The following is a 22,090-nucleotide window of genomic DNA, read 5'->3' on the forward strand; positions in this document are numbered from 1 at the left end:
CTCGTGAAGTGCCGCCGTGCCCGCCTCAGATACACGATCAGACCAGGACGCCGTACCGCACGGAGTAACTCCAGTCGGCGGAGTCGCGCGGGTTGTCGTCGCCGTAGCGGATCTCGAAGTTGTCGAAGTTCGCCACCACGCCCAGGTCGCGGATGTGGTTGTCACCGCTGTCACCGGTGTTCACGTTGTCCATGGAGAAACCGCGGACGACCTTCTCACCGGCGACGGCCGCCGGAGTCGCCAGCCCGCTGGCGTGCACCACGCTCGACGACTCGGTGAGCGTGCTGAACCTGCTGCGCGGCACCCAGGCGTAGCTGACGTCGTAGGTGAACGGGTCGTCGCCGTTGTTGTCCCGGAACGCCGTCGTCAGCACGCCGTTGTCCTCCTGCACGCCGATCTTGTCCAGGTGGTGGTCGCCGTTGTCGAAGGTGACCCGGAAGCCCTGGAGCACGAACACGACGTCCGCGGCCGGGCGGGTGAAGAGGAACACCGAGCACTGGCCGACGCAGGTGCCGTGGAACGAGGCCTGCACGACGCCGGTCGCGTCGACGTGTTCGGCGGAGACGCGGTAGCCGTAGTCGTCGTCACCGTTCTCGTCGGCGAACGCGACCTCGACCGCGATCTGTTGCGGCAACGGCATCGCCGAGACCTGCCGGATGTGGTGGTCGCCGCCGGTGAAGTGGTACTGGAAGCGGGCCAGCAGCGGAACGCCGAAGTTGCTGCCCGCCGCGCGGAAGATCGTGCCGTGGCCGTTGCCGCTCACCTCGTCGAGCGTCACGGCACCGGCCGGAGCCGTGAGACCGACGAGCAGTGCCGCCGTGACACCCGCCACCGTCAACGCGCGTGAGAACTTGCTTCTGTACATGCGTTTCCTCCCCCTCAGAGCTCGCAGTCCTTCGTGTCACCGGGGTCGGCGGTGCAGAGGTCGGTGCCGATGCCGCCGATGACCGTGTCGTTGCCGGAGATGCCGTCGACCGCGCGGATCACGTCGTTCGACTGGCCGCCGCGCAGCACGTTCGCGCCGCTGTTGCCGGTGATGACGTTGGGACCGACGGCGCCGTTGGCGTTCTCGACGTCGGTCCAGTTGTTGTCGCCCTCGCCGGGCTCGCCGTCGTCGGCCACCGCGTCCAGGCTGATGGTGAACGTCCGGCCGCCACCGAACTGGCGGGGGCTGTAGTTGGCGGTGTCGACGCCGTTGCCGCCGAAGAAGAAGTCGCTGCCGTCCAGCGAGACCAGCGAGTCGGAGACGTCGTTGCCGTCGCCGCCGTCGACGGTGTCGTTGCCGAGACCGCCGATGAGCTCGTCGTTGCCCGCCTCGCCGAACAGGTCGTCGTTGCCGGCCTCCCCGGCGAGCAGGTCGTCGCCCGGCCCGCCGAACAGCTCGTCGTCGCCACCGCCGGCGAACACCTTGTCGTTGCCGTTGCCGCCGATGAGGTTGTCGCGGACGGGACCGCCGAAGAGCGTGTCGTTGCCGTCGTTGCCGAACAACGATCCGCTGCCGCTGTTGACCAGCCTGAGCGTGTCGTCGCCCGCGCCTCCTCCGGCGTTGAAGTTCGTGGCGAGCGTGTCGTTGCCGGGCCCGCCGAACACGAACGTCTGCACCCGGCCGGCGCTCGCGTCGATCACGTCGTTGCCGGACCCACCGGTGATCCCGCCGATGTCGGCCGCGATGTTGTCGCCTTCACCCGGCGCGCCGTCGTTGGCGGTGCCGTCGAGCGTGACCGTGACCGGCGTGGTGCGGGCGGCGTAGGTGACCGCGTCGAGACCGCCGTTCCCGACGTAGGTGTCGGCGCCGTCGGGGGTCGCGTCGGCGACCATGGTGTCGTCGCCCGCGCCACCGTCGAACAGGTCGTCACCGGGGCCGAGGCAGACGGTGTCGTTGCCGTCGAGTCCCAGCACCACGTCGTTGCCCGCGCCGGCCGCGATGACGTCGTTGCCGGGCGTGCCGATGATCGAGTCGTTGCCCGCGGTCCCGGAGATCGTGACCGGTAGTCCGTTGCACGTGGTGGCGGCCGCGTACGCCGGTGTCGCCGGGACCGCGAAGGCGGCGGCGAGCACGGCGGCGGCCAGAACGGCTGATCGCATCAGGTTCCTCCCCTACCTCGAATGCGTGTGGGCCGACCGTGCCCCACGACGCTGGGCGAGCTCTGGGAATCCGCTGCCCGAGGGAGGAGGCGCGGCGCGAAAGGACCAGATCACCGGTCCCGACGGAGTCATTTGGGCCGATACCCGTGTTTTCCGGTTACGAAACCCCGGCTGCGACGACTTCCTGGCGGGCGCACCGTGCGCCCGCACAAGGCTTGTCTCGGACGAGAGGGGCGTTTGTGAAAACCTCGGGCAGACGCGCCGTTTGGCGTGCGCTTGCAGGGATGGTGGTGGCCGCGACGGGGTTGTCGACCTGCGTCGCGACCGCCTCGGCGGCGGAAGGCGTCTTCATCGCCGCGCCGAAGGGAACGGCGATCGCGGACCAGTACGTGGTCGTGCTCCGCAACGGCGTGGCGACGGCGAGCGCGAGCTCGCTCGCCAAGCAGTACAAGGGAAAGGTGACCGCGAGCTGGCAGCACGCGCTGCAGGGCTTCGCGGTCAGCGCCGGCGCGGCGGACGCGAAGGCGCTCGCCCGTGACCCCCGTGTGGCGGCGGTGTACCAGGACTCCGTGGTCAAGGCGGACTCGGTGCAGGTGAACCCGCCGTCGTGGGGCCTGGACCGGATCGACCAGCGGAGCCTGCCGCTGGACCAGCGCTACAACTACGGCCCCACCGCGCAGAACGTGCACGCCTACGTGATCGACACGGGCATCCGCGTGACGCACTCGACGTTCGGCGGACGCGCGAGCTGGGGCACCAACACCACGGGAGACGGCAACGACACCGACTGCAACGGCCACGGCACGCACGTGGCGGGCACGATCGGTGGCGCGGAGTACGGCGTGGCGAAGGCGGTGCGGCTGGTCGCCGTGAAGGTGCTGAGCTGCAGCGGCAGCGGCAGCTTCGCCGGTGTGATCAGCGGAGTGGACTGGGTGACCGCCAACGCGGTCAAGCCGGCGGTGGCGAACATGAGCCTGGGCGGTGGCGCGTTCGACCCGCTGGACACCGCGATCCGCAACTCGATCGCGTCCGGCGTCACCTACGCGGTGGCGTCGGGCAACTCCAACGCCGACGCGTGTTCCACCTCGCCGGCCAGGGTCGCGGAGGCCCTGACGGTGAACGCCACGGGCGCCAACGACGCCAGGGCCTCGTTCTCGAACTTCGGCACCTGCACCGACCTGTTCGCACCGGGCGTCGGCATCACGTCGTCGTGGAACACCAGCGACACGGCGACCAACTCGATCAGCGGCACCTCGATGGCCACCCCGCACGTGGCCGGTGTGGCGGCGCTGTACCTCCAGCGGCACCCGGCGGCCCCTGCCCAGCGAGTGCACGACGCCGTCGTCCGCAACGCGACGGCCGGCGTGGTCGGTGATCCCGGCACGGGATCGCCGAACCGGCTGCTCTACTCGCTGTTCACCCGCTGGGGCCCGGAGGGCGACTACAACGGTGACGGGACAACGGATCTGACGGTCTGGCGGCCGTGGGAGGGCAACTGGTACGTCCGCGGCATCAGCACCACCCAGTGGGGCATCGGCGCCGACATCCCTGTTCCCGGCGACTACAACGGTGACGGCGTGACCGACTTCGCCGTCTGGCGCCCGTCCGAGGGCAACTGGTACGTCCGCGGCATCGGCACGGTCCAGTGGGGCATCGCGGGCGACATCCCGGTTCCCGGTGACTACAACGGTGACGGCGTCACGGACTTCGCCGTCTGGCGCCCGTCCGAGGGCAACTGGTACGTCCGCGGCATCAGCACCACCCAGTGGGGCGTCGGCGGCGACATTCCCGTTGCAGCCGACTACAACGGTGACGGCATCACGGATCTCGCCGTGTGGCGTCCTTCCGAGGGCAACTGGTACGTGCGTGGGATCAGCACGACCCAGTGGGGCATCGGCGCCGACATTCCCGTTGTGGGCGACTACAACGGTGACGGCGTCGCGGATCTCGCCGTGTGGCGTCCTTCCGAGGGCAACTGGTACGTCCGCGGCATCAGCACCACGCAGTGGGGCGTCGCGGGCGACATCCCGGTTCCCGGCGACTACAACGGTGACGGCGTGACCGACCTCGCCGTGTGGCGCCCGTGGGAGGGCAACTGGTACGTGCGCGGCATCAGCACGACCCAGTGGGGCGTCGGCGGCGACATCCCGCTCGCCTCGTAGCTCGGCAGTGACCGTCCGGCCGGTCGATGACCGGCCGGACGGTCCTCGAACGGACAGCTACCCGTCCGGACCGGCGCGGTCCAGGCCGGTGAGGCGGACCACCGCCGCGAACCCGTCGTCCGTGCCGGGCCAGTGCGCGCGCACCGCGTCGAGTCCGGCCCGCCGCACGACGCCGCGCAGCACGGCGGTGACGATGATCGCGTCGTCGGCGTAGCCGAGAACCGGGATGAAGTCGGGGATCAGGTCGATCGGGAGCGCGAGGTAGACCATCAGCAGACCGAGCCGGGTCCGGACGCCGCGTGGCAGCGACCTGTCGGCGGCGAGACGGCGGACCAGGCGCAGCACGTCGGGCAACAGCCGGAGCGCCTCGCGCAGCAGGCCGCCGCGCGGGCGGACGACGAGCAACGCGACGACCAGCGCCACCCAGCTCAGCAGCAGCGCGGCGCCGATGCCGATGAGCAGGTCCCACCAGAACGAGCCGGTCATCACACCTCGAAGTTACGTCCTCGGCCCCGCCCGGTGCCGACCGGCCCTCCAGCGACACCGTCGTCCGAGTGAATGCATTCACAGCGAATAGAATGTGAATTTGTTCGGCCATATCGTTATTCCCGCCTCCTGGATTTGGCCACCGCGCTCAGGTTGCCTTTGCGCACCGTCGCATCAAGGAGGGCCGAAAATGGCCGTTTTGAGCAGAAAACGGACAATAGCACTGGGCGCCGCGGCCGCGCTGGTCGCGAGCATGGTCGTGGTCGGCACGAACCACGAGTTCCAGGAGGTGCTGGGCCTCGCCGGCGAACCCGGCGAAGGGCTGCCGCACCAGCCGCGCGAAATGCTCGAGGCGATGATGGGCGAGTCCCAGGAGGCCGGTGAGGAAGCATTCGAGTACTCCACCGCGGTCGGCCAGTTCGCGCAGGCGCGGACCGCGCCCGGAATCGTCGCACCCGGCGCGTACGGCGCCGCCTTCACCGACCTGAAAGGGCTTTCCAGCACGCCGGGACAATGGTCGGAGATCACGAAGGTCCCCTACGACAGCGACGACCCCCGCTACCGCGACTACGCGTCGAACTCCAGCGGCGGTTCGGGCAACGTGACCGGCCGGATCACCGGTCTCGCGGCCGACAACGCCGGTTACGTCTACGCGGCGGGCGCGAACGGCGGCGTCTGGCGTTCGAGCACCGGCGGCGGCAACTGGACGCCGATCGCCGACCAGCTGCCCAGCCTGTCCACCGGCGACCTGGCCCTGGCCGGCGACGGTTCGCTCTGGTACGCGACCGGTGAGGCCAACACCGGTGCCACGAGCTACGTCGGCTCCGGCGTCTACCGCCTGGCCGACCCGCGCAGCGGTCAGTTCACGCCGGAGCTGCGCGTCGGCGGGCCCGAGCTGGAGAGCAGCGTCATCCAGAAGGTCCGGTTCTCGGGCGGGAAGGTGTGGGCGGCGACCAACCGCGGCCTGTTCACCCACGACGCCGCGAGCACGACCGGCGCGTGGCACCTCGAGTACGCCCCGAACCCCGACTACCTGCCCGGTGGCGCGAAGGCGAACGACCCCAGCGCGGCGTACAAGAACATCGTCAACGACGTCGCGGCCGACCCGCGCAACCCCAAGCACGTCGTCGCGGCGATCGCCTGGCGCGGCGGTGACACCTACAACGGCTTCTACGAGACCACCGACTACACCGCCGGTGGCTGGAAGAAGGTCAACCCCGGCGGTGCCATCCAGCCCAACGACATCGGTTTCGCGACGTTCGCGTTCGCCGCGGACGGTTCGAAGCTGTACGCGATCAACCAGTCGCCGACGCTGTACAACAAGACCGTCGGCACCGTGAACAGCTACCTGGACGGCATCTACGTCTCCAACACCGGTTCCCCGTCCGGGCCGTGGAACAAGATCGCCGACTCCACCAAGCTCGCCAACTCCGGCTCCGCGCTCAAGCAGTCCGTCGGCGGCAAGGGCTACGGGCCCGGCATCCAGGCCTGGTACAACCAGTTCCTCGCGGTCGACCCGGCCAACCCCGACCACGTCTACGCGGGCCTCGAGGAGGTCAACGAGACCACCGACGGCGGCTCGAACTGGAAGGTCGTCGGCCCGTACTGGAACTTCAGCTTCGCGTGCTGGAACCCCGACGACAGCAAGAACACCTGCCAGAAGACCACGCACTCCGACCAGCACTCCGTGGCGATCGGGTCCTACCAGGGCAAGCCGTACGTCTTCGTGGGCAACGACGGCGGCCTCTACCGCCGGCCGGTGCAGGGGTCGACCGACCGCGACGGCCACGCCACGGACTGGCAGAACCTCAACGACGGCACCATCGACGCCCTGCAGTACTACTCGGTGTCGGTCGGCAAGGACTCCTACAACGGCAAGTCCGGCGTGGGCGTGAGCGGCGGCCTGCAGGACAACGGCGCCTCGATGCTGCGCGCGGGCGAGACCACCATGGGCTCACCGTTCGGCGGCGACGGCGGAGACTCCCTCGCGGACCCGGACAACGCGTGCCGGCAGGTGCAGGAGTACACCAACCTGGCCATGCGGGCCACGCAGAACTGCAACGCCAACACCAACCCGGACTCCTCGGCCTCCACCTCGGTGGACATCCAGCCGTACACGTCGAGCCCCGGTGACGAACCCGCGCGCTTCATCGCGCCGTTCGCCGCCGACGACCACAACGTGAACAACTGGATCGCGGGCGGCCAGCACATCTGGCTGAACACCAAGGGATTCGGCATCAAGAGCGGCAAGGACTGGCAGAACGCCTTCGACCTCGGCGCGGGCCACACCGCCACGGCGGTGAGCCTGTCGCAGGGCGTCGCCTACGTCGGCTGGTGCGGCCCGTGCAACAACCAGGGCTTCGCGCGCGGCATCGCGGTCGGCAAACTCGGTGACGCGAAGAGCTTCCACCAGCTGAACCTGCCCGCCGACGGCGTGCTGCCCAACCGGTACGTCGCGGGCTTCGGCGTCGACCCGGCCAACCCGAACCACGCGTACGTCGCGTTCAACGGCTTCAGCCGCCGCTGGACCGAGGGCCCCGGCGCGGGCGTCGGCCACGTCTTCGAGACGACCGACCAGGGCGCCACGTGGAAGGACGTCTCGGCGAACCTGCCCGACGTACCCGCCAACGCGGTGAAGGTGCTCTCCACCGGCGCCCTCGTGCTCGCCACCGACCTGGCCACCCTGTACCGCCCGGCCGGGTCGACGCAGTGGCAGCGCCTGGGCGGTGGGCTCCCCACCACCGCGGTGCTCGACGCCGAGTACTCGAAGTCCGACAACGCCGTGTACGTCGCGACGCACGGTCGCGGGATCTGGAAGTTCGGCCTCACCCAGCTGAGCTGAGGTCGGCGGGGCTTCACCGGACGTGCGGTCCGGTGAAGCCCCCTTCCGGACCGCCGGGCACGTGCACCCAGCCGCGGCATTCGAGACCGGCCACCTGGAGCTTGATCAGCTGGGTGAACGCCTGCGGGTCGATGCCGTCGTAACCGTGCCGGACGACCGAGCGGTGGATCTGTTCGGACACCACGAGAGCAACGGGCGAGGTGGTCTGCTGAAGGCGGGTCCGCAGAGCGGGAGCGGCGAGCAGCCGGTTGGCGATCTCGATCTCCTCGCCGAACCACCCCGCGTCGTCGCAGGCCACGTCCCCGGCGTGGATCGCGATCCTGAGCCGCAACGGGTCGCCCTGATCCGCGTTGCGCTCGTCGAGCAGCTCCCGCAGCCTCGGCGCGAACCTGGTCAGCAACCAGGTCTTCGGGAAGCGGTCGGTGACGTGGATCAGGGTCATCAGCCCGTCGACCCGGTCGACGTGCCGGTCGCGGAGATCCGTCGTGCTCTCGCTGTGCAGCAGCGCCCGCTCGAACAACCGGTAGGTGTCCCAGCGCAGCTGGGCTCTCACCGAGTTGCTGCAGGCCGAAGGCACCTGGATGGCCGCCATGACGATCACGCGCGGGACCGGGTAGATCGGCTGAACCGATGACAGGGCATTCATGCTCCCCGCCTCCTGACCTCATGAGCCGGCAGGTACGGGACCTTCAGAAAACTTCAGTTGATCTAGCTTCAGGTCTATAGTCAAGAGTAAAGCCCGTGTGAGGTTCCTAGCAATAGGCACCATCGTGTGACTGAAGTCCGCTGTAATACAAGCGCGGCACACGCCGATGAACCTAGCGTTGCGATACCTTTCACTGAATTTCAGCTGAAGGACGTGATGGCGTGACCTCCGCTGAGGGGCCGGCACTGGACCTGGCGCGGCGACTGCGGTCGCTGCGCAAGCAGTGCTGGCCAGGCACCCCCGTCACCCAGGAGCAGCTGGCCCACGCCTTGGCCGTCAGCGTTCCGCTGATCTCCTCCTGGGAACGGCAGAGCGATCCGGTGTTGCCTCCCGTGCAACGCCTGCACGCCTACGCGACCTTCTTCGCCACCACCCGTTCCGTCGAACGGCGACCGTTCCGGCTCGTCGGACAGCTGACGGAGGCCGAGCAGGCGAGCAAGGACACGTTGCTCGCCGAGCTCATCGAGCTGCGAGACCGGGCACGGGGCGCGGTTCCGAGCGGTGACGGCACCACGGACAACCTCTGGCGGTTTCCCACCAACCAGGACATCACGATCGTCTGCTCCGAGCTACCGCAGCGACTGCTCGACCCGCTTCCCTTCACCGACCCGAAAGATCCCGACTACGTGGAGCTGTCCCGGTACTCGGACCTGGACTCGCTGCTGGAACTGCACGGCCACATCCGGGCGCTCAATCCCGGCAACAACGTCCACGTGCGCACCGGATCCCTGTCGCTCGCGCCGGACGAGTACACCAGCCACCTGGTGCTGCTGGGCGGTGTCGACTGGAACAAGGTCACCGCAGAGGTGCTGCACCGGATCGACCTGCCGATCCAGCAGCACAAACGACAGGACGACGACGACACGGGCGGGTTCGAGGTCGTGCAGAACGGCGCTCGCGAGATTTTCCGGCCCGCGCTCCGCAAAGCCGGGGAGCGATGGATTCTCGAGGAGGACGTCGCACACTTCTACCGATCGCCCAACCCGTTCAACCGCAAGCGCACCGTCTCCATCTGCAACGGCATGTACTCGCGCGGAACGCTCGGCGCCGTCCGCGCCCTGACCGACGCCCGGTTCCGCGACCGCAACAACGCGTACGTGCTGGAGCGCTTCGCCGGTCACGACACGTTCAGCATCATCAGCCGAGTTCAGGTCCTGGAGCGCAGTGTCGTCACGCCCGACTGGACCAGTCCCGAGTTCCTACTGCACGAATGGCCTGTGACCACCACGTGAAGACCGCCACCCGGATCCGTTCCCAGCACCACCACGGCTCACACCGCGGCCTGCTGTACACCGCGGCCAGGGACTCACCCCAGGCCGACGTGGACGCGATCATCGTTCCCACCGCCCGCAACCCGCTGGCACTGGACCACGCCACCAACCTGGCGATGAAGCTCGGATGCACACTGGTCACGTTGTGCAGCAAGTACTCGTCAGCCGACCGCGTCGCCGCACGCGCGGCCACAGCTGATGTGGAACTGCTCGCCGTCGACGTGAGCAGGTCCCTCGAAGGCCTGCTCCCACAGTTCAGGACCAGCGCGCTGCTGGCGAACACGAGGTTCCACCGCTACACGGACACCAGCCAGAAGCGCAACCTCGGGCTGCTGATCGCGCGCATGGCCGGCTGGCAGCGGATCGTCTTCCTCGATGACGACATCGAGATTCCGGAACCGTTCGACCTCCGCAGAGCGGCCGCACTCACCGAACAGTTCGCCGGGGTCGGCCTGAACATCCACGGGTACCCGGACAACTCGGTGGTGTGCCACGCCTACCGCGAGGCGGGCGGAGCGCAGGACGTGTTCGTCGGGGGCGGCGCGCTCGTCATCCACACCAACTCGACTTCCTCGTTCTTCCCCAACATCTACAACGAGGACTGGTTCTTCCTGCTCAACGGCGAACGACTCCAGCCGACAGCCGTGACCGGGGTCGCGTGGCAGAAGCCGTACGACCCGTTCGCCCGCACCGAACGCGCCCGGATGGAGGAGCTCGGCGACGTCCTCGCGGAAGGATCCTTCTGGCTGCTCGACGAAGGAAGGTCGCTGCGGGACGCCAACGCGGCCTACTGGCGCCACTACCTGGCGAAGCGGCAGAGCTTCATCATCGAAACCATGAACATGGTGCGGTGCATGGAAGAAAGTCCTGAGCGGCGACACAGGATGCTCGACTCGCTCAAGGCGGCGTGCGGGCGTTCCCAGAGCATCAAACCCGAGCTGTGCGAGGAGTACGTGCACGCCTGGCGTGCCGATCGGCAGACCTGGCGTGCACATCTCGAACGCGCCCAGCCCAGCAGGAGGCAGAACCACCGCGCCGGCCAGGTCGGCAAGGTCATCGCCGACCTCGGCCTCGTGCTGCACAGCAGGTACCTAACCCGGTAGCGGCTTGACCAGCACCTTGCAGATCTCGGCGACCCTGTGGCCGTTGCCGTCACTCGGCGCGAAGCACTCCACCAGCGAGTGCGGCCACTCCCGGAAGCCGAGCCGGACGTAGAGCTTCGCGGCCTCGGTGTTGTTGATCTCGACCGCCAGCGCCACCTCGTCGTATCCCCGGTGGGCCAGCAATTCCTCCGCGGCGCGAATGAGGCTGGTCCCGGCTCCCCTGCGCCGGTGATCGGGGTGGATCTCCAGATGGGTGACCAGCGGGGTGCCCGGGAGGTGCGTGCGGATCTCCGGTTCCTCCGCGGGCTCCAGCCACAGGTAGACGACGCCGACCACCAGGCCGGCGCGCCACGCGGTGAGCAGGACGCCACGGCCGGCGTCCTGCCGCTTGAGGCGGTCGGCGAAGTAGCCCTCCTGCCCCAGCCGCCCCACCAGGGACGGCAGGTCACCGGGTCGCGCCGGTCTGATCCTCAAGCCACACATGTCACCCCTGCACCACAGTACCGAACCGGGTGGCGTCCACAGTGGACAGTCAGGTGCGCGATCACCGTACGCTGACCGCGTGGCCGCCGTTTTCGTCAACTACCGAGTCCAGGACCAGCCCGGTTACGCGACGCTGGTCCACCAGGCGCTGGCCCAGGAGTTCGGCTCCGACCAGGTCTTCCTCGCCTCCCGCTCGATCAGGCTCGGGGACGACTTCGTCGACCAGGTCTTCGACACCCTCCGCCGGTGCCAGGTGCTGATCGCCGTGATCGGACCGGAGTGGCCGGGTCTGCTCGGCGACCCGCGGCAGGACTGGGTCCAGCGGGAGATCGCCGAGGCGTTCTCCCGCGGCACCCGAGTGATCCCGGTGCTCATCGAGAACGCCGAGATTCCAGCCGAGGCGGATCTTCCCGGCGGCATCGCCGCACTGGCGCGCTGCCAGCACCTCAGGCTGCGGCACTACACCGTCGAGAACGACCTGGCTCATCTCGTGCGGGAGCTGCGCAATCTCCTGCCACATCTGGCAGACGAGACACGAGCGTCGGGCGCGACGTCCTCCTTCCGCCCGGCCCGGGGCTCTCAGTGCGAGCTCGTGATCGTGCCCGGCGACATCCTCCGGTGCACGACCGCGGACGTCTGGGTCAACAGCGAGAACACCGAAATGCGCATGGCCCGGCCGACGGACTTCAGCGTGTCGGGTGCCATCCGGTTCTGGGGATCCCGCCGCGACGAGACGGGAAGGCCCGTCGACGACCCGATCTCCGCCGAGCTCGACGCGAAGGTGGGCCGACGGCCCGTCGCCCCCGGCACCGTGATCACCACCGGGGCGGGCGAACTGGCGCGCACGCACAACGTTCAGCACGTGATCCACGTGGCCGCGGTCCACGGTGAACCTGCCGCCGGCTACCGCCAGGTGGCCGACGTGGGCGGCTGCGTGCGCAACGTGCTCGCGGTGGCCGAAGGGTTGGCGCCCCTACCACTGCGCAGCGTCCTGTTCCCCTTGCTGGGCACAGGTGCGGCACGCGCCGACATCGCCGCCACCGCCGAGTCGATGGTCACCGCCGCGATGGACCACCTCGTCGACCACCCGGACACCCGGCTGCGGCGCATCCAGTTCCTCGGCTACACGCGTCGTGAGCACGACGCGCTCGTGAGGACTTTCCAGCAGCTCCCCCTGACCCGACTTCAATGACAAAAACCTGACAGGCCAAGGAAAGGCCGAGCCGAGCAGGTAGGTTCCCCGCAAACCGAGCTGTCAAGGCGGGATCAGGGTGACGACCGAACCCACGGACACCGTTGTGGTGCTGACGGCCTTGGAAACCGAGTACACCGCCGTGCGGAACCTGATCGAATCCCCCGAGGTGTATCGCCACGCCTCCGGCACCCACTTCGCGGTGGGCCCGATTCAGGCAGGTGCGGGACGTGTCGCCCTGGCGCTCGTCGGTGCGGGCAACCAGTCCGCCGCGGCGCTGACCGAACGCGCGATCGCCGAATTCCGGCCACGTGCGGTCTTCTTCGCCGGAATCGCCGGCGCGCTCCACTCAGACCTCGCTCTTGGCACCGTCGTCGTCGGCACCAAGGTCTACGGATATCACGGCGGTTTCGACGAGAGCGAGGGCTTCGGCGCGCGGCCCCAGGCGTGGGACGCCGACCACGAGCTCGAACAGATCGCCCACGTCGTCAGCCGCGGCGACACCTGGCACCGCGGCCTGCCGGACGCCCCCGCCGTGCGCTTCCGCCCGATCGCGGCCGGCGAGGTGGTGCTCAACTCCCGCGAGACACCGCTGGCCCGGCAACTTCACCAGAACTACGCGGATGCCGCCGCGATCGAGCTGGAAAGCGCCGGCACCGCGAAAGCCGCGCAGCTGAACCGCGTCCCCTTCCTGACCGTCCGCGGCATCAGCGACAAGGCGGACGGCCACAAGCACGAAACCGACGACGCGGGCTGGCAGTCCATCGCCGCCACGAACGCCGCGGCGTTCACCATCGCCGTTGCCGCGGAACTGCTCGCGCACACGCCGAACGGGCGCAAGTCCTCGCCCTCGAAGGCCGTCACGTGGAGCCGGTTGAGCAGACCGGTGGACGTCAACTGGCGCACGGACCTGACCGGCACCAGGTCGGCGCTCGAACGCTGCGCCGTGGAACTGCACATCGTGCCGGTGGACCAGTACGGCCGCCTGGAACCGCACGGACTGGAGCAGCTCCGCGAGACCCTCCCCTCGCACGGCAGGGTGCATCGTCTCTTCACGGACACCGAGCAGCTGTCCACCACCGTCACGAACCAGGTCACCTGGGTGCGTTCGGCACCCAGCCCGTACGGCCACAGCGGGCTGGCCGTGCACCGGACCGGCCAGCGCACGACGTGGTCGCCCCTGCCCAACGACCACCTCGGCTCCGTGCTCGACCGCGACGACCTGGCAGAGCGCGTCGAACGGTCACTGCGGCTGCTGGCGGAGATCCGCGATCTCCCGGCACTCGCCTCGGTCGCCCTGGCCGCCGGGCTGGAGCCGGTGGCCGGACTCACCGAGGACAGCGCCCGCACGCCCCGGCGTCAGGCGAGCGGTTCGCGCGTCGCGCCTCACGTCAGGGTCTCCCCGGCGGACGAACTGCCGTTCACCGCTCTGCTGGCTCACCTGACCGAGGTGGCCGACGAGATCTCGGCCCGGCTGCACCTGGCTTTTCAGCAGGCCCGTTGACCGCTCAGGTCAGCGTGCCTCGGACAGACGTGTCGCGGCTTGCTGACGCAGGTCCGGCCAGTGGGCGCGCCAGGAACACCCAGCCGTCGCGGCCTGGCCGGCGTCGAAGCGGGCCAAGCCTCGTCGACGGACAAGCCGCGGCGTCCGACGGAAACGTCCTGTTGGCCAGAACGCGGCGTAGTGCGCCACGGCCGCCTCGATGATCAGCCGAGATCCGCGACCTTGGCCTGCAGGTCCTCCACGAACCGCATGAGCAGCCGGCCGAACGTGCGCCGGTCCTCCTCCGGCCAGTCGGCCACCGCGTCGGTGAACCAGCCGAGGATCGCTTCCAGGTAGCGCCCGGCCGCCGCCGAACCCTTGTCCGTCAGCTCGATCAGGCGCGCGCGCTGGTCGTTCGGGTCGACGACGCGCTGGACGAGGCCGGTCCGCTCCAGTTCGTGCAGCAGCCGCGTCACGTGCGGGCCGACGACCTGCATCCGTGCGGCGATCTCCCCCACCCTCAGCGGCTGACGTGCCATGTGCAGGGTGATGAGCACGGTCATGCCGGGGCGGTCCAGCGGGAGGCCGGCGTGCTCCATCGCCCGTTCGACCAGCTGACTGCGGTTGAGCACGGTGCTCAGCTGCATCAGGTGCGGCAGCACCGTCTCGGGGTTCAGGGCCTCACTCATGTTCACTTACCTAACTTAGGTATATGCTTGTCTCATCGCCCCGTTCTCGCGGCGATCACCTTGCGGGTGAAAAGGATACCTAAGTTAGCTAGTGGAGGCATCTCATGAGCAGCGTTCTGATCTCCGGCGCCAGCATCGCCGGCCCCTCGCTCGCGTTCTGGCTGCGGCGGTACGGGTTCGACGTCACCGTCGTCGAGAAGTCGCACGCCCTGCGCGGCGGGGGCTACCCCATCGACATCCGCGGCACCGCGCTCGGCGTGGTCGAGAGGATGGGCTTACTGCCCCGGTTGCGCGAGGTCCACGTCGACACCCGCCGGCTCACCTTCCTCGACGCCGACGGCGGCCTCGTGGCGGCGGTCCGCCCGGAGTCGCTCACCCGCAGCGACGGCCACGACCTGGAGGTCCGGCGCGGCGACCTCGCCGAGATCCTCTACGGCACCGTGCGCGACGACGTGGAGTTCCTCTTCGACAACACCATCGTCGCGATGGCCGATCACGGCGGCGGCGTGGACGTAACGTTCCGCAGCGGCCTGCAACGCACCTATGACCACGTGATCGGCGCGGACGGGCTGCACTCGGCGGTGCGCGCGCTCACGTTCGGGCCGGAGGAGCGGTTCCACCGCTACCTCGGCTACTGCTTCGCCGGGTTCACCATGCCCAACCACCTCGGGCTGCGGCACGAAGGCCTGATGTGGAACGAACCCGGCCGCGCCGCCGTGCTGTACGCGGTCGGTGCCGGCGAGAGCGTGCACGGCTTCCTGAGCTTCAGCCGCGCCACGGCCCCGTTCGGCGCGTTCCGCGACCCGCAGGCACAGCGCGAGCTGGTGGCGTCGGTGTTCGCCGACGCCGGCTGGGAGGTGCCGAAGCTGGTCGAGGCCATGCGCTCGGCCGACGACCTCTTCTTCGACACGGTCAGCCAGATCCGCCTGCCGCGCTGGTCGTCCGGTCGCGTCGCCCTGGTCGGTGACGCCGCCTACGCGCCGTCGTTCCTCACCGGGCAGGGGTCGAGCCTCGCACTGGTCGGCGCGTACGTGCTGGCGGGCCACCTGGCCACGGCGCCGGACCACACGGCGGCGTTCGACGCCTACGAACGCCAGACCCGCCCGTTCGTCGAGGCGAACCAGGCCATCGTCGAGGAAGGTCGCGCGGAGCTGTTCCCCGGCACCACCGAGGCACTCGCCGAGCGCAACGCCGCGTTGCGCGAGCTCACGGCGATGCCCGCCGCGCAGGGGCGGCCCGAGCACTCCGCGATGACGCTTCCCGAGTTCGCCGCGTAGTCATTCCGCGGTGGTGTCGGTGAAAGCCGGCGTGGTGCCGCTGAGCCCGCGGGCCAGGTAGGTGGTGAGCCGGCGGCCGCTGGCCCGTTCCTCGGCGGGGTTGCGCGGCAGCGGCCACCGCAGCTGCTCGTACAGCGCGCGCCGGTACAGGTCGACGGCGGACTGGACCAGGTCCGCGTAGGCCTCCGTCCGCCCCGGCAGCCAGAGCAGGTGACATCCGGTCGTCACGAGCAGCCCGACCGGGACCGCCCAGAGCGACCACGGCGCGAACCCGGTGAACAGCACACCCCAGATCCCGGCGGCCACCCCGGCGGTCATCCGGGCGCGGGCGGCGGTGAGCTCGGTGCGGACGACCTCGGGCAGCAGCAGCCACAGGTGTGGCCAGATGGTCACCACGTCGAGGCCGTACCTGTCGATCGGATGGCTTTCGGCGGCGCGCAGCGTGTTGCCCGTGGCCGTCGGCATGAACCGGCCGGGACCGGGGAGACGGCGCTGACGGCGGGTGAGCCGGACGTAGGCGGCACGTTGTTCGGCGGTGGCGGCGTCCGGGGTGCCGAGCACCACGGGCGCCAGCTCGGCGAACTCGCGGCCGATCGCGTCGAACCGCTGCTGGAACCTCTTCACCAGCAACGGGCGCACCGGTGTCCACAGTGGACCGTAGCCTTGCAGGAACCGCAGCACGGGGTTCACCAGCTGGGCGACGATCCAGCCCGACGAGGCGACACCGAGCAGCACGGCGACCAGGCCGATGAGCTGGGTGCCCACCGGCAGCTTGGCGAGGTCGGCCAGCGGTTGCCGCAGTGCCGCGGGACCGCCGCGTCCGATCAGCCACATCGCCAGCCCGCCCAGCCAGAACACCAGGGCGGGCACGGCCACCGAGAGCCATCTCTCGGCGAGCTTGCCGCCGAGAGACTCCCAGAACTTGTCCACGGAACTCCGTTCAGCCGACGGTCAGCACGACGTTGTGGGTGGGGCAGACCGGTACCGGGTAGACGACGGAAGGCCGGTACCAGACGTAGTCTCCCTGCGGGCACTGGAAACGCTCGGCGTCGACGAGCTCCCCGTCCCCGCCGGGTCCGTCGATCCGCTCGGCGGGGAGTTGCACGTGCGGCGGGCGCAGCCGGTCGTCGTCCAGCGTCCGCTCCACCCAGCTCAGGATCTCCGGTGAGCTGCGGAACACCGCGTCGATGCCCGCTTCGACGTCGGCTTCGGGACCTTCGGCCCCGAGCAGGTCGGCCAGCTGCCGGTCGACCGCCCTGGCCTGCTTCTCCCCCACCAGCTCCGGCAGGCATGGTCTGATGGCGCGGGCGAGCTCGACCATCTCGTTGTCCACGGTTCTCCTCCAATGCGGTCACGCGCCGACGTGGGCGAACGAGGCCCAGTGGTACGGGTGCGAGTGCGGGCGGGCCGCGGCCCAGATCCGGTACGCCCGCTCGCTGCCGGGCGTGCGGAGGTCGGGAAAGCGTTGGTGCAGCTCACCGTTGTCGGCGTCGCGCAGCCAGAGCTGGGCCCGCCGCAGGGCCGCGGCGGGCGTGAGGCCCTCCCGGCGCCATCCCTCGTACAACCGGCGGACGAGCAGCATCGTGGCGCGGTCGGGCACCGCCCACAGCGACGCCACCACGCCCGCCACGCCGGTCTGCAGGAGCCCGCCGGGCAGTCCGGTCACCTCGTCCGGCAGGGTGGCGCCGACGACCGCCGTCTCGCAGGCCGACAGCACGGCCAGCCGGCGCGGGACCAGCGGCTCGTTCAGCAGGTCGCGCAACGTCAACCGGCGGCCGCCCGCCAGGGTGAGCGCGCTGGTCAGCGGTTCCGCCGGCTCGCCCACGCCGTGGCACGAGAAGTGCACGGCGTCGTGCGCGCGCATCTCCGCCAGCACGCGTTCGGGAGTGGCGTCCACGCCGGTGAGCCACGAACCGGCGCCGAAGATCGCGCGCACCTCGGCCGCTTCCCTCGCGGCATGGGGCAGGTGGTCCGCACCCGTGCCCTCCGGCGCACCGACCACCAGCACGGCCGCGGCATTGACGCGGTCCGCGGTGTGCCGTGCGGCGTTGAGCACCCGTGCGTTCGGCGCGTAGGTGATGAGGAGATCGTCGATGGCGTAGCGCCTGCCGCTGGGCATGCTGCCGTCGGGACGCCACGCGGCGTGCAGCGGCAGGAAGCCGAGCCGGCCCGATGCCACCAGCACGACCTCGTCGGCGTCACCGGCAGAGTCGACGACGGACGCCATGACCGCGTCCCACAACCAACGCGTGACCGTGTCCAGCGCTTCGAGCCAGCGCTCCCGTGCGGACGTCGTCCTGGCGCGGTCCGCGTAGGCGTCCAGGTAGCGGCGGACCTGGTCGTCGAGCGCGGCGCCGGTGAGCCCCGGCAGCGGGATCGCCCGGCTCCGCGCACCGCGGACGAGGACCGCCCACCCTCCGTCCCTGGCCGCGGTCAGGTAGCACAACGGCGTGGTCGCGGCGCGGGTGATGTCCGCGAAGGCGGGTGGCTGGAGGAAGTTCTCGTAGCCCGGCTGTGCCCGCACCTCGGTGATGATCGTCCGCAGCCGGGTGTGCGCGGCGCGCAGTGCCGACTCCCGCAGGCCGCTGTCGTCCGCGGGAACACCGCCCTGAAGAGCACGCAGCCGCGCGACCGCCTCGGTGAACCTGTCCCGCAACGGTTCCAGGCCCACGCCGGTGAGGCTGTCCACCGCGGCGCGGTCGCGTTCGAGCGTCTCGGACAGGACCAGCGCCCTGCCCTGTTCGAGCGCGAGGGCCGCGTCGTCCGGTCTGCCCGCCCGTGCCAGCGCGCCGGCGGCCTCGACGAACAGCTCGCCGGCGGCCTGCAGCCAGACCGCGTAGTCCTCGCGGAGGATTTGCGTCTCGGTCAGCCGTCGCACGGCCTGGACACCCGCCTGGTAGGCCTCGGCCGCCGTGTCCCAGTCGCCCGCGTCCGCCGCCCGTTCGCCCCAGGCCGCGGCCATCCGGAGGGCGACCTCGGGGCGCACGTCGAGGTTCGCCTCCAGCCCGATGCGGAACAGCCGTCCGGCCCGGCCCTGAGCGGACAGCTCGCGATGGCCACCTCGCCGCGCGGCCAGGGCGGCGGCGAGGTTGCCGACCCGCCAGCCGTAGCCGGGCGCGTCGGCCGCGCTGGCGCGCACGGCGTCTTCGAGCACCGCGATCGCGGCGTTCAGGTCGCGCGTGCGCCGCGTGCGGTTGTACAGCGCGATCAACCCCGCGCCCAGGTTGTTGCACCTGTTCGCGTATTCGGGTGTGTGCTGCGGGGTGTCGGCGACGGCCTGCCGGTGCGCTGCGATGGACTCCATCAGGTCCGGCAGCTCGCCCGTCACCTCGGCGAGCGCGCCGAGCGCGAGACCCAGCGTGGACCGCCAGCGCGCCTGGTCGGCCCGCCGGGTGCCGGGGGTGCCGATCGCCTGGCGCAGCAGGTCCACCGCGCGCTTCAGGCCGGCGACGTCGTCGCGGTAGTGGTGCTGTTCGAGCAGCCGCAGTCCTTGATTCGCCAGGGAGATCGCGCGCATGGGCGCGTCCACCGGCGCTGTCAGGAGCTCCTCACCGATCGCCGTCGCGCGGTCGAGGTCGTCCAGCCGGCCGGTCTGGTAGAACCTGGCCTCGAGCGCGAGGCTCAGCGCGCTCCAGCCGCGCTGGTTCTCACCGGTGCCCGGCCGCTGACCGTCCAATCTGGACTCTGCCAGCCCGATCGCCCAGTCGAGGTCCGCGGCGTCCCCGAACCTCTTGTGCCGCCGCACCAGCGCCTCGGCCAGGGTGTCCCACCCGCCGTCGCGCGGGTCTGCGCGGTCGGCCTTCTCCAGGGCCGCGATGGCGTCGCGCAGATCGTCGACCCGGCCCTGGAGGTCGTACCGGTCGCACAGGGCCACACCGAGCAGATGCAGGGTGTGCGCGTAGTCGGCGTCGTCCTCCGCCGTGCGGCGGGCGAGGTCGCGAAGGCCCTCGACCGCCAGGTCACCGTCCTCGGCGTCGCCCGTCGTGCCGTACCGCATGCCGTGAAAGGCGGCCAGCGCACGGGCGATCGGCCGGGGCACCGGCGAAGAGGCGATCCGGCCGGCGGTGAACATCGGGAGCGTCTGCGCCTCGGTCCACGCGCGAGTGGCCAGGTCGAGCGTTGACGGGTCCGTGCGGTCCATCTGGGTCGTCAGCAGCATCGCGCGGGAGAGCAGCTCGTGGCTCCGCGCGTCCAGGAGTTTGCCGTCGTCCCAGGCCTCCGCCACCGCGGCGGCCACGCCGATCACGGCACAGCGCCGCAGCATGCGCCGCCGCGTGGCGATCCGGTCCGCGATGACCTCGTCGTCGACGGACCGCTGGATCTCGTCGAGCACCTCGTCGGCGAACGGCAGCAGGAGTCCGGGGTGGTCGCTCAGCAGCGCACGGGTCGTCTCGACCGCCGGGTCCTCCGGCACCAGCAGCGCGATCATCACCCGCCGCTCGGCATCGGGCTCCGGGCCGAAGACCCGGTACCCGCGCAGGATCGACCGGGCGAGCAGGGCGAGCTCCGCGAGCGGTCCCTCCTCGTGCTCCACCATCGCGGTCAGGGCGGCGTCGGCGTCGTCGCGCAGCAGGAGGTCGGCGTGCGCCTCGATGACCTGCCGCCGTTCGTCCGCGTCGCGGGCGCGCAGCAGGAGCTCCAGGGCGTCGGCGCCCAGGCGGCCCCGCTCGGCGCGCTCTGCCGGATCTCCGTCCACAACGGACTCGGGCACGGCGGGTGGCGGGCCGGCCGCGATCCGGTCGAGATCAGCGGGGGTCATCTCCCCCTTCGCGATCAGGTCCACGATCTGCTCGTTGGCGGCGTGCAGGGAGGCCAGCACGGGTTCCGTGCCGTGCCGGCGGCACATGCGCAGCACGTCGAGGCCCACCCGCAGCCGGTCGAGGAGCTCGTCGGTCCCCCGCTCCCCGTGGCCGAGCCGCTCGCCGAAGTCGTCGATCAGCCAGTCCTGCAGCAGTTCCGGGTGCCGGTCGAGCACCTCGCCGGCCGTTCCCCGCGGCACCGCGGCCACGAACTCCTCCAGCCAGGACACGGCGAGGTTGGTGCGCCTGACCTCCGCCACCGCCCGCAGGGCGGCCTCCGCCGGCTCCGGATCGCGTCCGGCGAGGACCGCGAGGTCCGGCAGAGGGCGGAGCAGGCGGTCGACCTCGTCCTCCAGACCGGGATCGGCTCCGCAGGACTCCAGGACCAGCAGCGCGTCGGCCGCGATCAGCCTGCCCTCGAACGCCGCCACCGCCGCGAGCCCGTCCCAGTCGGCCGACCGCAGCAACGCCACGCACCCGTCGCGCAGGTCGTCCAGCAGGGTCCCGCCCTCGTCGACGACCTCGTCCGCCGCCTCCGTGACCTGCAGCAGGAGCAACCGCAGCGCCACCGGGACGTCGTCGGCACCGAGGTTCACGAAGGCGGCCAGGGCCTCGTCGACGCCGAGCCGTTCGCACCGGCGCAGCAGATCGACGAACCGGGTCGCCTCTTCGGCGTGCTCCGCCATCTCCACGAAGGCCTGCGTCAGCCGCGGCAGCACACCGGCGTTGCGGTGCAGGATCTCGCGCGTCTGGTACCAGCACGGCACCCCGACCAGCTGCCGCACGACGCGGGCGACCACCACCTCGACGTCCGGTTCGTCCAGCAACGCGGTCAACGCCGCCACGGCCTGCGCCGCACTCGGATCGTGGTGCCCGTCCAGCCGCTCCAGACACGCCCTCGCCGCGTCGGTCTCGCCCAGCTGGGCCAGCACGGACACCTGGTTCGCGAGGCCCAGCGACGCGTGCGGCTCACCACCGGCCGCCGCGGCCTCGGCGTAGGCCTCCTGCGCCTCGGGCAGCCGGAGCTGCGCCTGCCGCACGGCACCGAGCCGGAAGAAGGCCCGTGACCGGAGCGCGGGATCGGTCGTCCGCCGCGCCACCTCGTCCAGCACGGTCGCGGCGCCGTCGAGATCACCGGTCCCGCGCAGCAGCTCGCCGAGGCAGACGGCGGCGAGCTCGGCGGCCGGTCGCGCACTGCGTGCCAGCACGGCTCGGTACACCGCGGCCGCCTCGCCCGCGTCGAAGTCCTGGAGGTACCGCGCCAGGTTCAGCGGCGCCCAGGTGCGGTACGGATCCGGGTCGTCGCGCACGACCTCCCGATACGCCTCCCGCGCGGCGGCCACCGCGGCACGCGGGTCCGCCGGGGCCGGCACGATCCGCCGCAACCGCTCGGCGCCCAGGTCGCTCTCCGCCCGGAAGAGGCTGACCAGCGAGGAGACCAGGTGCCGGTGAGCCCGCCGCCGGGCACGGGTGCGGAAGAACATCTGTCCTGTCCACCTCTGCAAGGCCGCG

16 protein-coding genes are annotated in these 22,090 nt (G+C 70.6%); 7 read left to right on the forward strand and 9 right to left on the reverse strand.

All coding sequences use genetic code 11. The features are described 5' to 3' along the window. Window positions 1–37 precede the first annotated feature (37 nt). Both ACWEIJ_RS38075 and ACWEIJ_RS38080 read right to left on the reverse strand, forming a co-directional pair. Window positions 38–865: a hypothetical protein gene (locus ACWEIJ_RS38075; protein ID WP_449842126.1), complete on the reverse strand. Its 828-nt coding sequence runs from the start codon at window positions 863–865 to the stop codon at window positions 38–40. A 14-nt stretch (window positions 866–879) separates the two neighbouring features. Beyond that, on the reverse strand, window positions 880–2,085 hold the full coding sequence (locus tag ACWEIJ_RS38080) for a calcium-binding protein (protein WP_449842127.1): 1,206 nt from the start codon (window positions 2,083–2,085) through the stop codon (window positions 880–882). Window positions 2,086–2,369: 284 nt separating this feature from the next. On the opposite strand from ACWEIJ_RS38080, the gene ACWEIJ_RS38085 reads away from it, so the two are divergent. Beyond that, window positions 2,370–4,247 (forward strand): S8 family serine peptidase, encoded by a 1,878-nt coding sequence (locus ACWEIJ_RS38085; protein WP_449842128.1) that lies wholly within the window; start codon window positions 2,370–2,372, stop codon window positions 4,245–4,247. 57 nt (window positions 4,248–4,304) lie between these two features. Here ACWEIJ_RS38085 and ACWEIJ_RS38090 read toward each other — a convergent pair whose 3' ends face one another. Next, window positions 4,305–4,733 carry a YkvA family protein gene (locus tag ACWEIJ_RS38090; RefSeq protein WP_449842129.1) on the reverse strand — a complete coding sequence of 143 codons (429 nt, stop codon included), beginning with the start codon at window positions 4,731–4,733 and terminating at the stop codon, window positions 4,305–4,307. A gap of 199 nt (window positions 4,734–4,932) precedes the next feature. Here ACWEIJ_RS38090 and ACWEIJ_RS38095 point away from each other — a divergent pair, with 199 nt between their 5' ends. After that, on the forward strand, window positions 4,933–7,575 hold the full coding sequence (locus ACWEIJ_RS38095; RefSeq protein ID WP_449842130.1) for a hypothetical protein: 2,643 nt from the start codon (window positions 4,933–4,935) through the stop codon (window positions 7,573–7,575). 13 nt (window positions 7,576–7,588) lie between these two features. On the opposite strand, the gene ACWEIJ_RS38100 is transcribed toward ACWEIJ_RS38095, so the two are convergent. Beyond that, window positions 7,589–8,221 carry a hypothetical protein gene (locus tag ACWEIJ_RS38100; protein WP_449842131.1) on the reverse strand — a complete coding sequence of 211 codons (633 nt, stop codon included), beginning with the start codon at window positions 8,219–8,221 and terminating at the stop codon, window positions 7,589–7,591. A 221-nt stretch (window positions 8,222–8,442) separates the two neighbouring features. Between ACWEIJ_RS38100 and ACWEIJ_RS38105 the strand changes: the two genes are divergently transcribed. Continuing rightward, window positions 8,443–9,513 (forward strand): helix-turn-helix domain-containing protein, encoded by a 1,071-nt coding sequence (locus tag ACWEIJ_RS38105; protein WP_449842132.1) that lies wholly within the window; start codon window positions 8,443–8,445, stop codon window positions 9,511–9,513. Then, on the forward strand, window positions 9,510–10,655 hold the full coding sequence (locus ACWEIJ_RS38110; RefSeq protein WP_449842133.1) for a hypothetical protein: 1,146 nt from the start codon (window positions 9,510–9,512) through the stop codon (window positions 10,653–10,655). Before ACWEIJ_RS38105 ends, ACWEIJ_RS38110 begins: the two co-directional genes overlap by 4 nt. Here the strand turns inward: ACWEIJ_RS38110 and ACWEIJ_RS38115 are convergent. Then, window positions 10,644–11,129, reverse strand: a complete 486-nt coding sequence (locus ACWEIJ_RS38115; protein WP_449842134.1) for a GNAT family N-acetyltransferase — start codon at window positions 11,127–11,129, stop codon at window positions 10,644–10,646. The two genes, ACWEIJ_RS38110 and ACWEIJ_RS38115, sit on opposite strands and share 12 nt — an antisense overlap. Before the next feature lie 88 nt (window positions 11,130–11,217). Here ACWEIJ_RS38115 and ACWEIJ_RS38120 point away from each other — a divergent pair, with 88 nt between their 5' ends. Together ACWEIJ_RS38120 and ACWEIJ_RS38125 are read left to right on the forward strand one after the other, a co-directional pair. Further along, on the forward strand, window positions 11,218–12,330 hold the full coding sequence (locus ACWEIJ_RS38120) for a TIR domain-containing protein (protein ID WP_449842135.1): 1,113 nt from the start codon (window positions 11,218–11,220) through the stop codon (window positions 12,328–12,330). Window positions 12,331–12,409: 79 nt separating this feature from the next. Then, entirely contained in the window at window positions 12,410–13,834 is a 1,425-nt protein-coding gene (locus tag ACWEIJ_RS38125) for a 5'-methylthioadenosine/S-adenosylhomocysteine nucleosidase family protein (RefSeq protein WP_449842136.1), read from the forward strand. A 203-nt stretch (window positions 13,835–14,037) separates the two neighbouring features. Here the strand turns inward: ACWEIJ_RS38125 and ACWEIJ_RS38130 are convergent, their stop codons facing one another. Next, on the reverse strand, window positions 14,038–14,502 hold the full coding sequence (locus tag ACWEIJ_RS38130; RefSeq protein ID WP_449842137.1) for a MarR family winged helix-turn-helix transcriptional regulator: 465 nt from the start codon (window positions 14,500–14,502) through the stop codon (window positions 14,038–14,040). Window positions 14,503–14,606: 104 nt separating this feature from the next. Between ACWEIJ_RS38130 and ACWEIJ_RS38135 the strand changes: the two genes are divergently transcribed. After that, complete coding sequence (locus tag ACWEIJ_RS38135) at window positions 14,607–15,779, forward strand: FAD-dependent monooxygenase (protein ID WP_449842138.1); 1,173 nt, start codon at window positions 14,607–14,609, stop codon at window positions 15,777–15,779. On the opposite strand, the gene ACWEIJ_RS38140 is transcribed toward ACWEIJ_RS38135, so the two are convergent. From ACWEIJ_RS38140 to ACWEIJ_RS38150, 3 genes are read right to left on the reverse strand one after another with little or no spacing between them, the layout of a single operon-like run. Beyond that, window positions 15,780–16,709: a hypothetical protein gene (locus ACWEIJ_RS38140; protein ID WP_449842139.1), complete on the reverse strand. Its 930-nt coding sequence runs from the start codon at window positions 16,707–16,709 to the stop codon at window positions 15,780–15,782. A 10-nt stretch (window positions 16,710–16,719) separates the two neighbouring features. Then, the gene (locus ACWEIJ_RS38145; RefSeq protein WP_449842140.1) at window positions 16,720–17,112 is read right to left on the reverse strand and encodes a hypothetical protein; all 393 of its coding nucleotides are present in this window, start codon (window positions 17,110–17,112) and stop codon (window positions 16,720–16,722) included. Window positions 17,113–17,130: 18 nt separating this feature from the next. Further along, window positions 17,131–22,062 carry a CHAT domain-containing protein gene (locus tag ACWEIJ_RS38150; RefSeq protein WP_449842141.1) on the reverse strand — a complete coding sequence of 1,644 codons (4,932 nt, stop codon included), beginning with the start codon at window positions 22,060–22,062 and terminating at the stop codon, window positions 17,131–17,133. Between the last annotated feature and the right edge of the window lie 28 nt (window positions 22,063–22,090).

The sequence above is a fragment of the Lentzea sp. NPDC004789 genome, assembly GCF_053601075.1.

Bases quoted from the DNA above. Each gene is read 5' to 3' on its own strand.
- ACWEIJ_RS38075 (WP_449842126.1), bottom strand. From the start codon at position 865: ATGTACAGAAGCAAGTTCTCACGCGCGTTGACGGTGGCGGGTGTCACG.
- ACWEIJ_RS38080 (WP_449842127.1), bottom strand. From the start codon at position 2,085: ATGCGATCAGCCGTTCTGGCCGCCGCCGTGCTCGCCGCCGCCTTCGCG.
- ACWEIJ_RS38085 (WP_449842128.1), top strand. From the start codon at position 2,370: ATGGTGGTGGCCGCGACGGGGTTGTCGACCTGCGTCGCGACCGCCTCG.
- ACWEIJ_RS38090 (WP_449842129.1), bottom strand. From the start codon at position 4,733: ATGACCGGCTCGTTCTGGTGGGACCTGCTCATCGGCATCGGCGCCGCG.
- ACWEIJ_RS38100 (WP_449842131.1), bottom strand. From the start codon at position 8,221: ATGAATGCCCTGTCATCGGTTCAGCCGATCTACCCGGTCCCGCGCGTG.
- ACWEIJ_RS38130 (WP_449842137.1), bottom strand. From the start codon at position 14,502: ATGAGTGAGGCCCTGAACCCCGAGACGGTGCTGCCGCACCTGATGCAG.
- ACWEIJ_RS38135 (WP_449842138.1), top strand. From the start codon at position 14,607: ATGAGCAGCGTTCTGATCTCCGGCGCCAGCATCGCCGGCCCCTCGCTC.
- ACWEIJ_RS38150 (WP_449842141.1), bottom strand. From the start codon at position 22,062: ATGTTCTTCCGCACCCGTGCCCGGCGGCGGGCTCACCGGCACCTGGTC.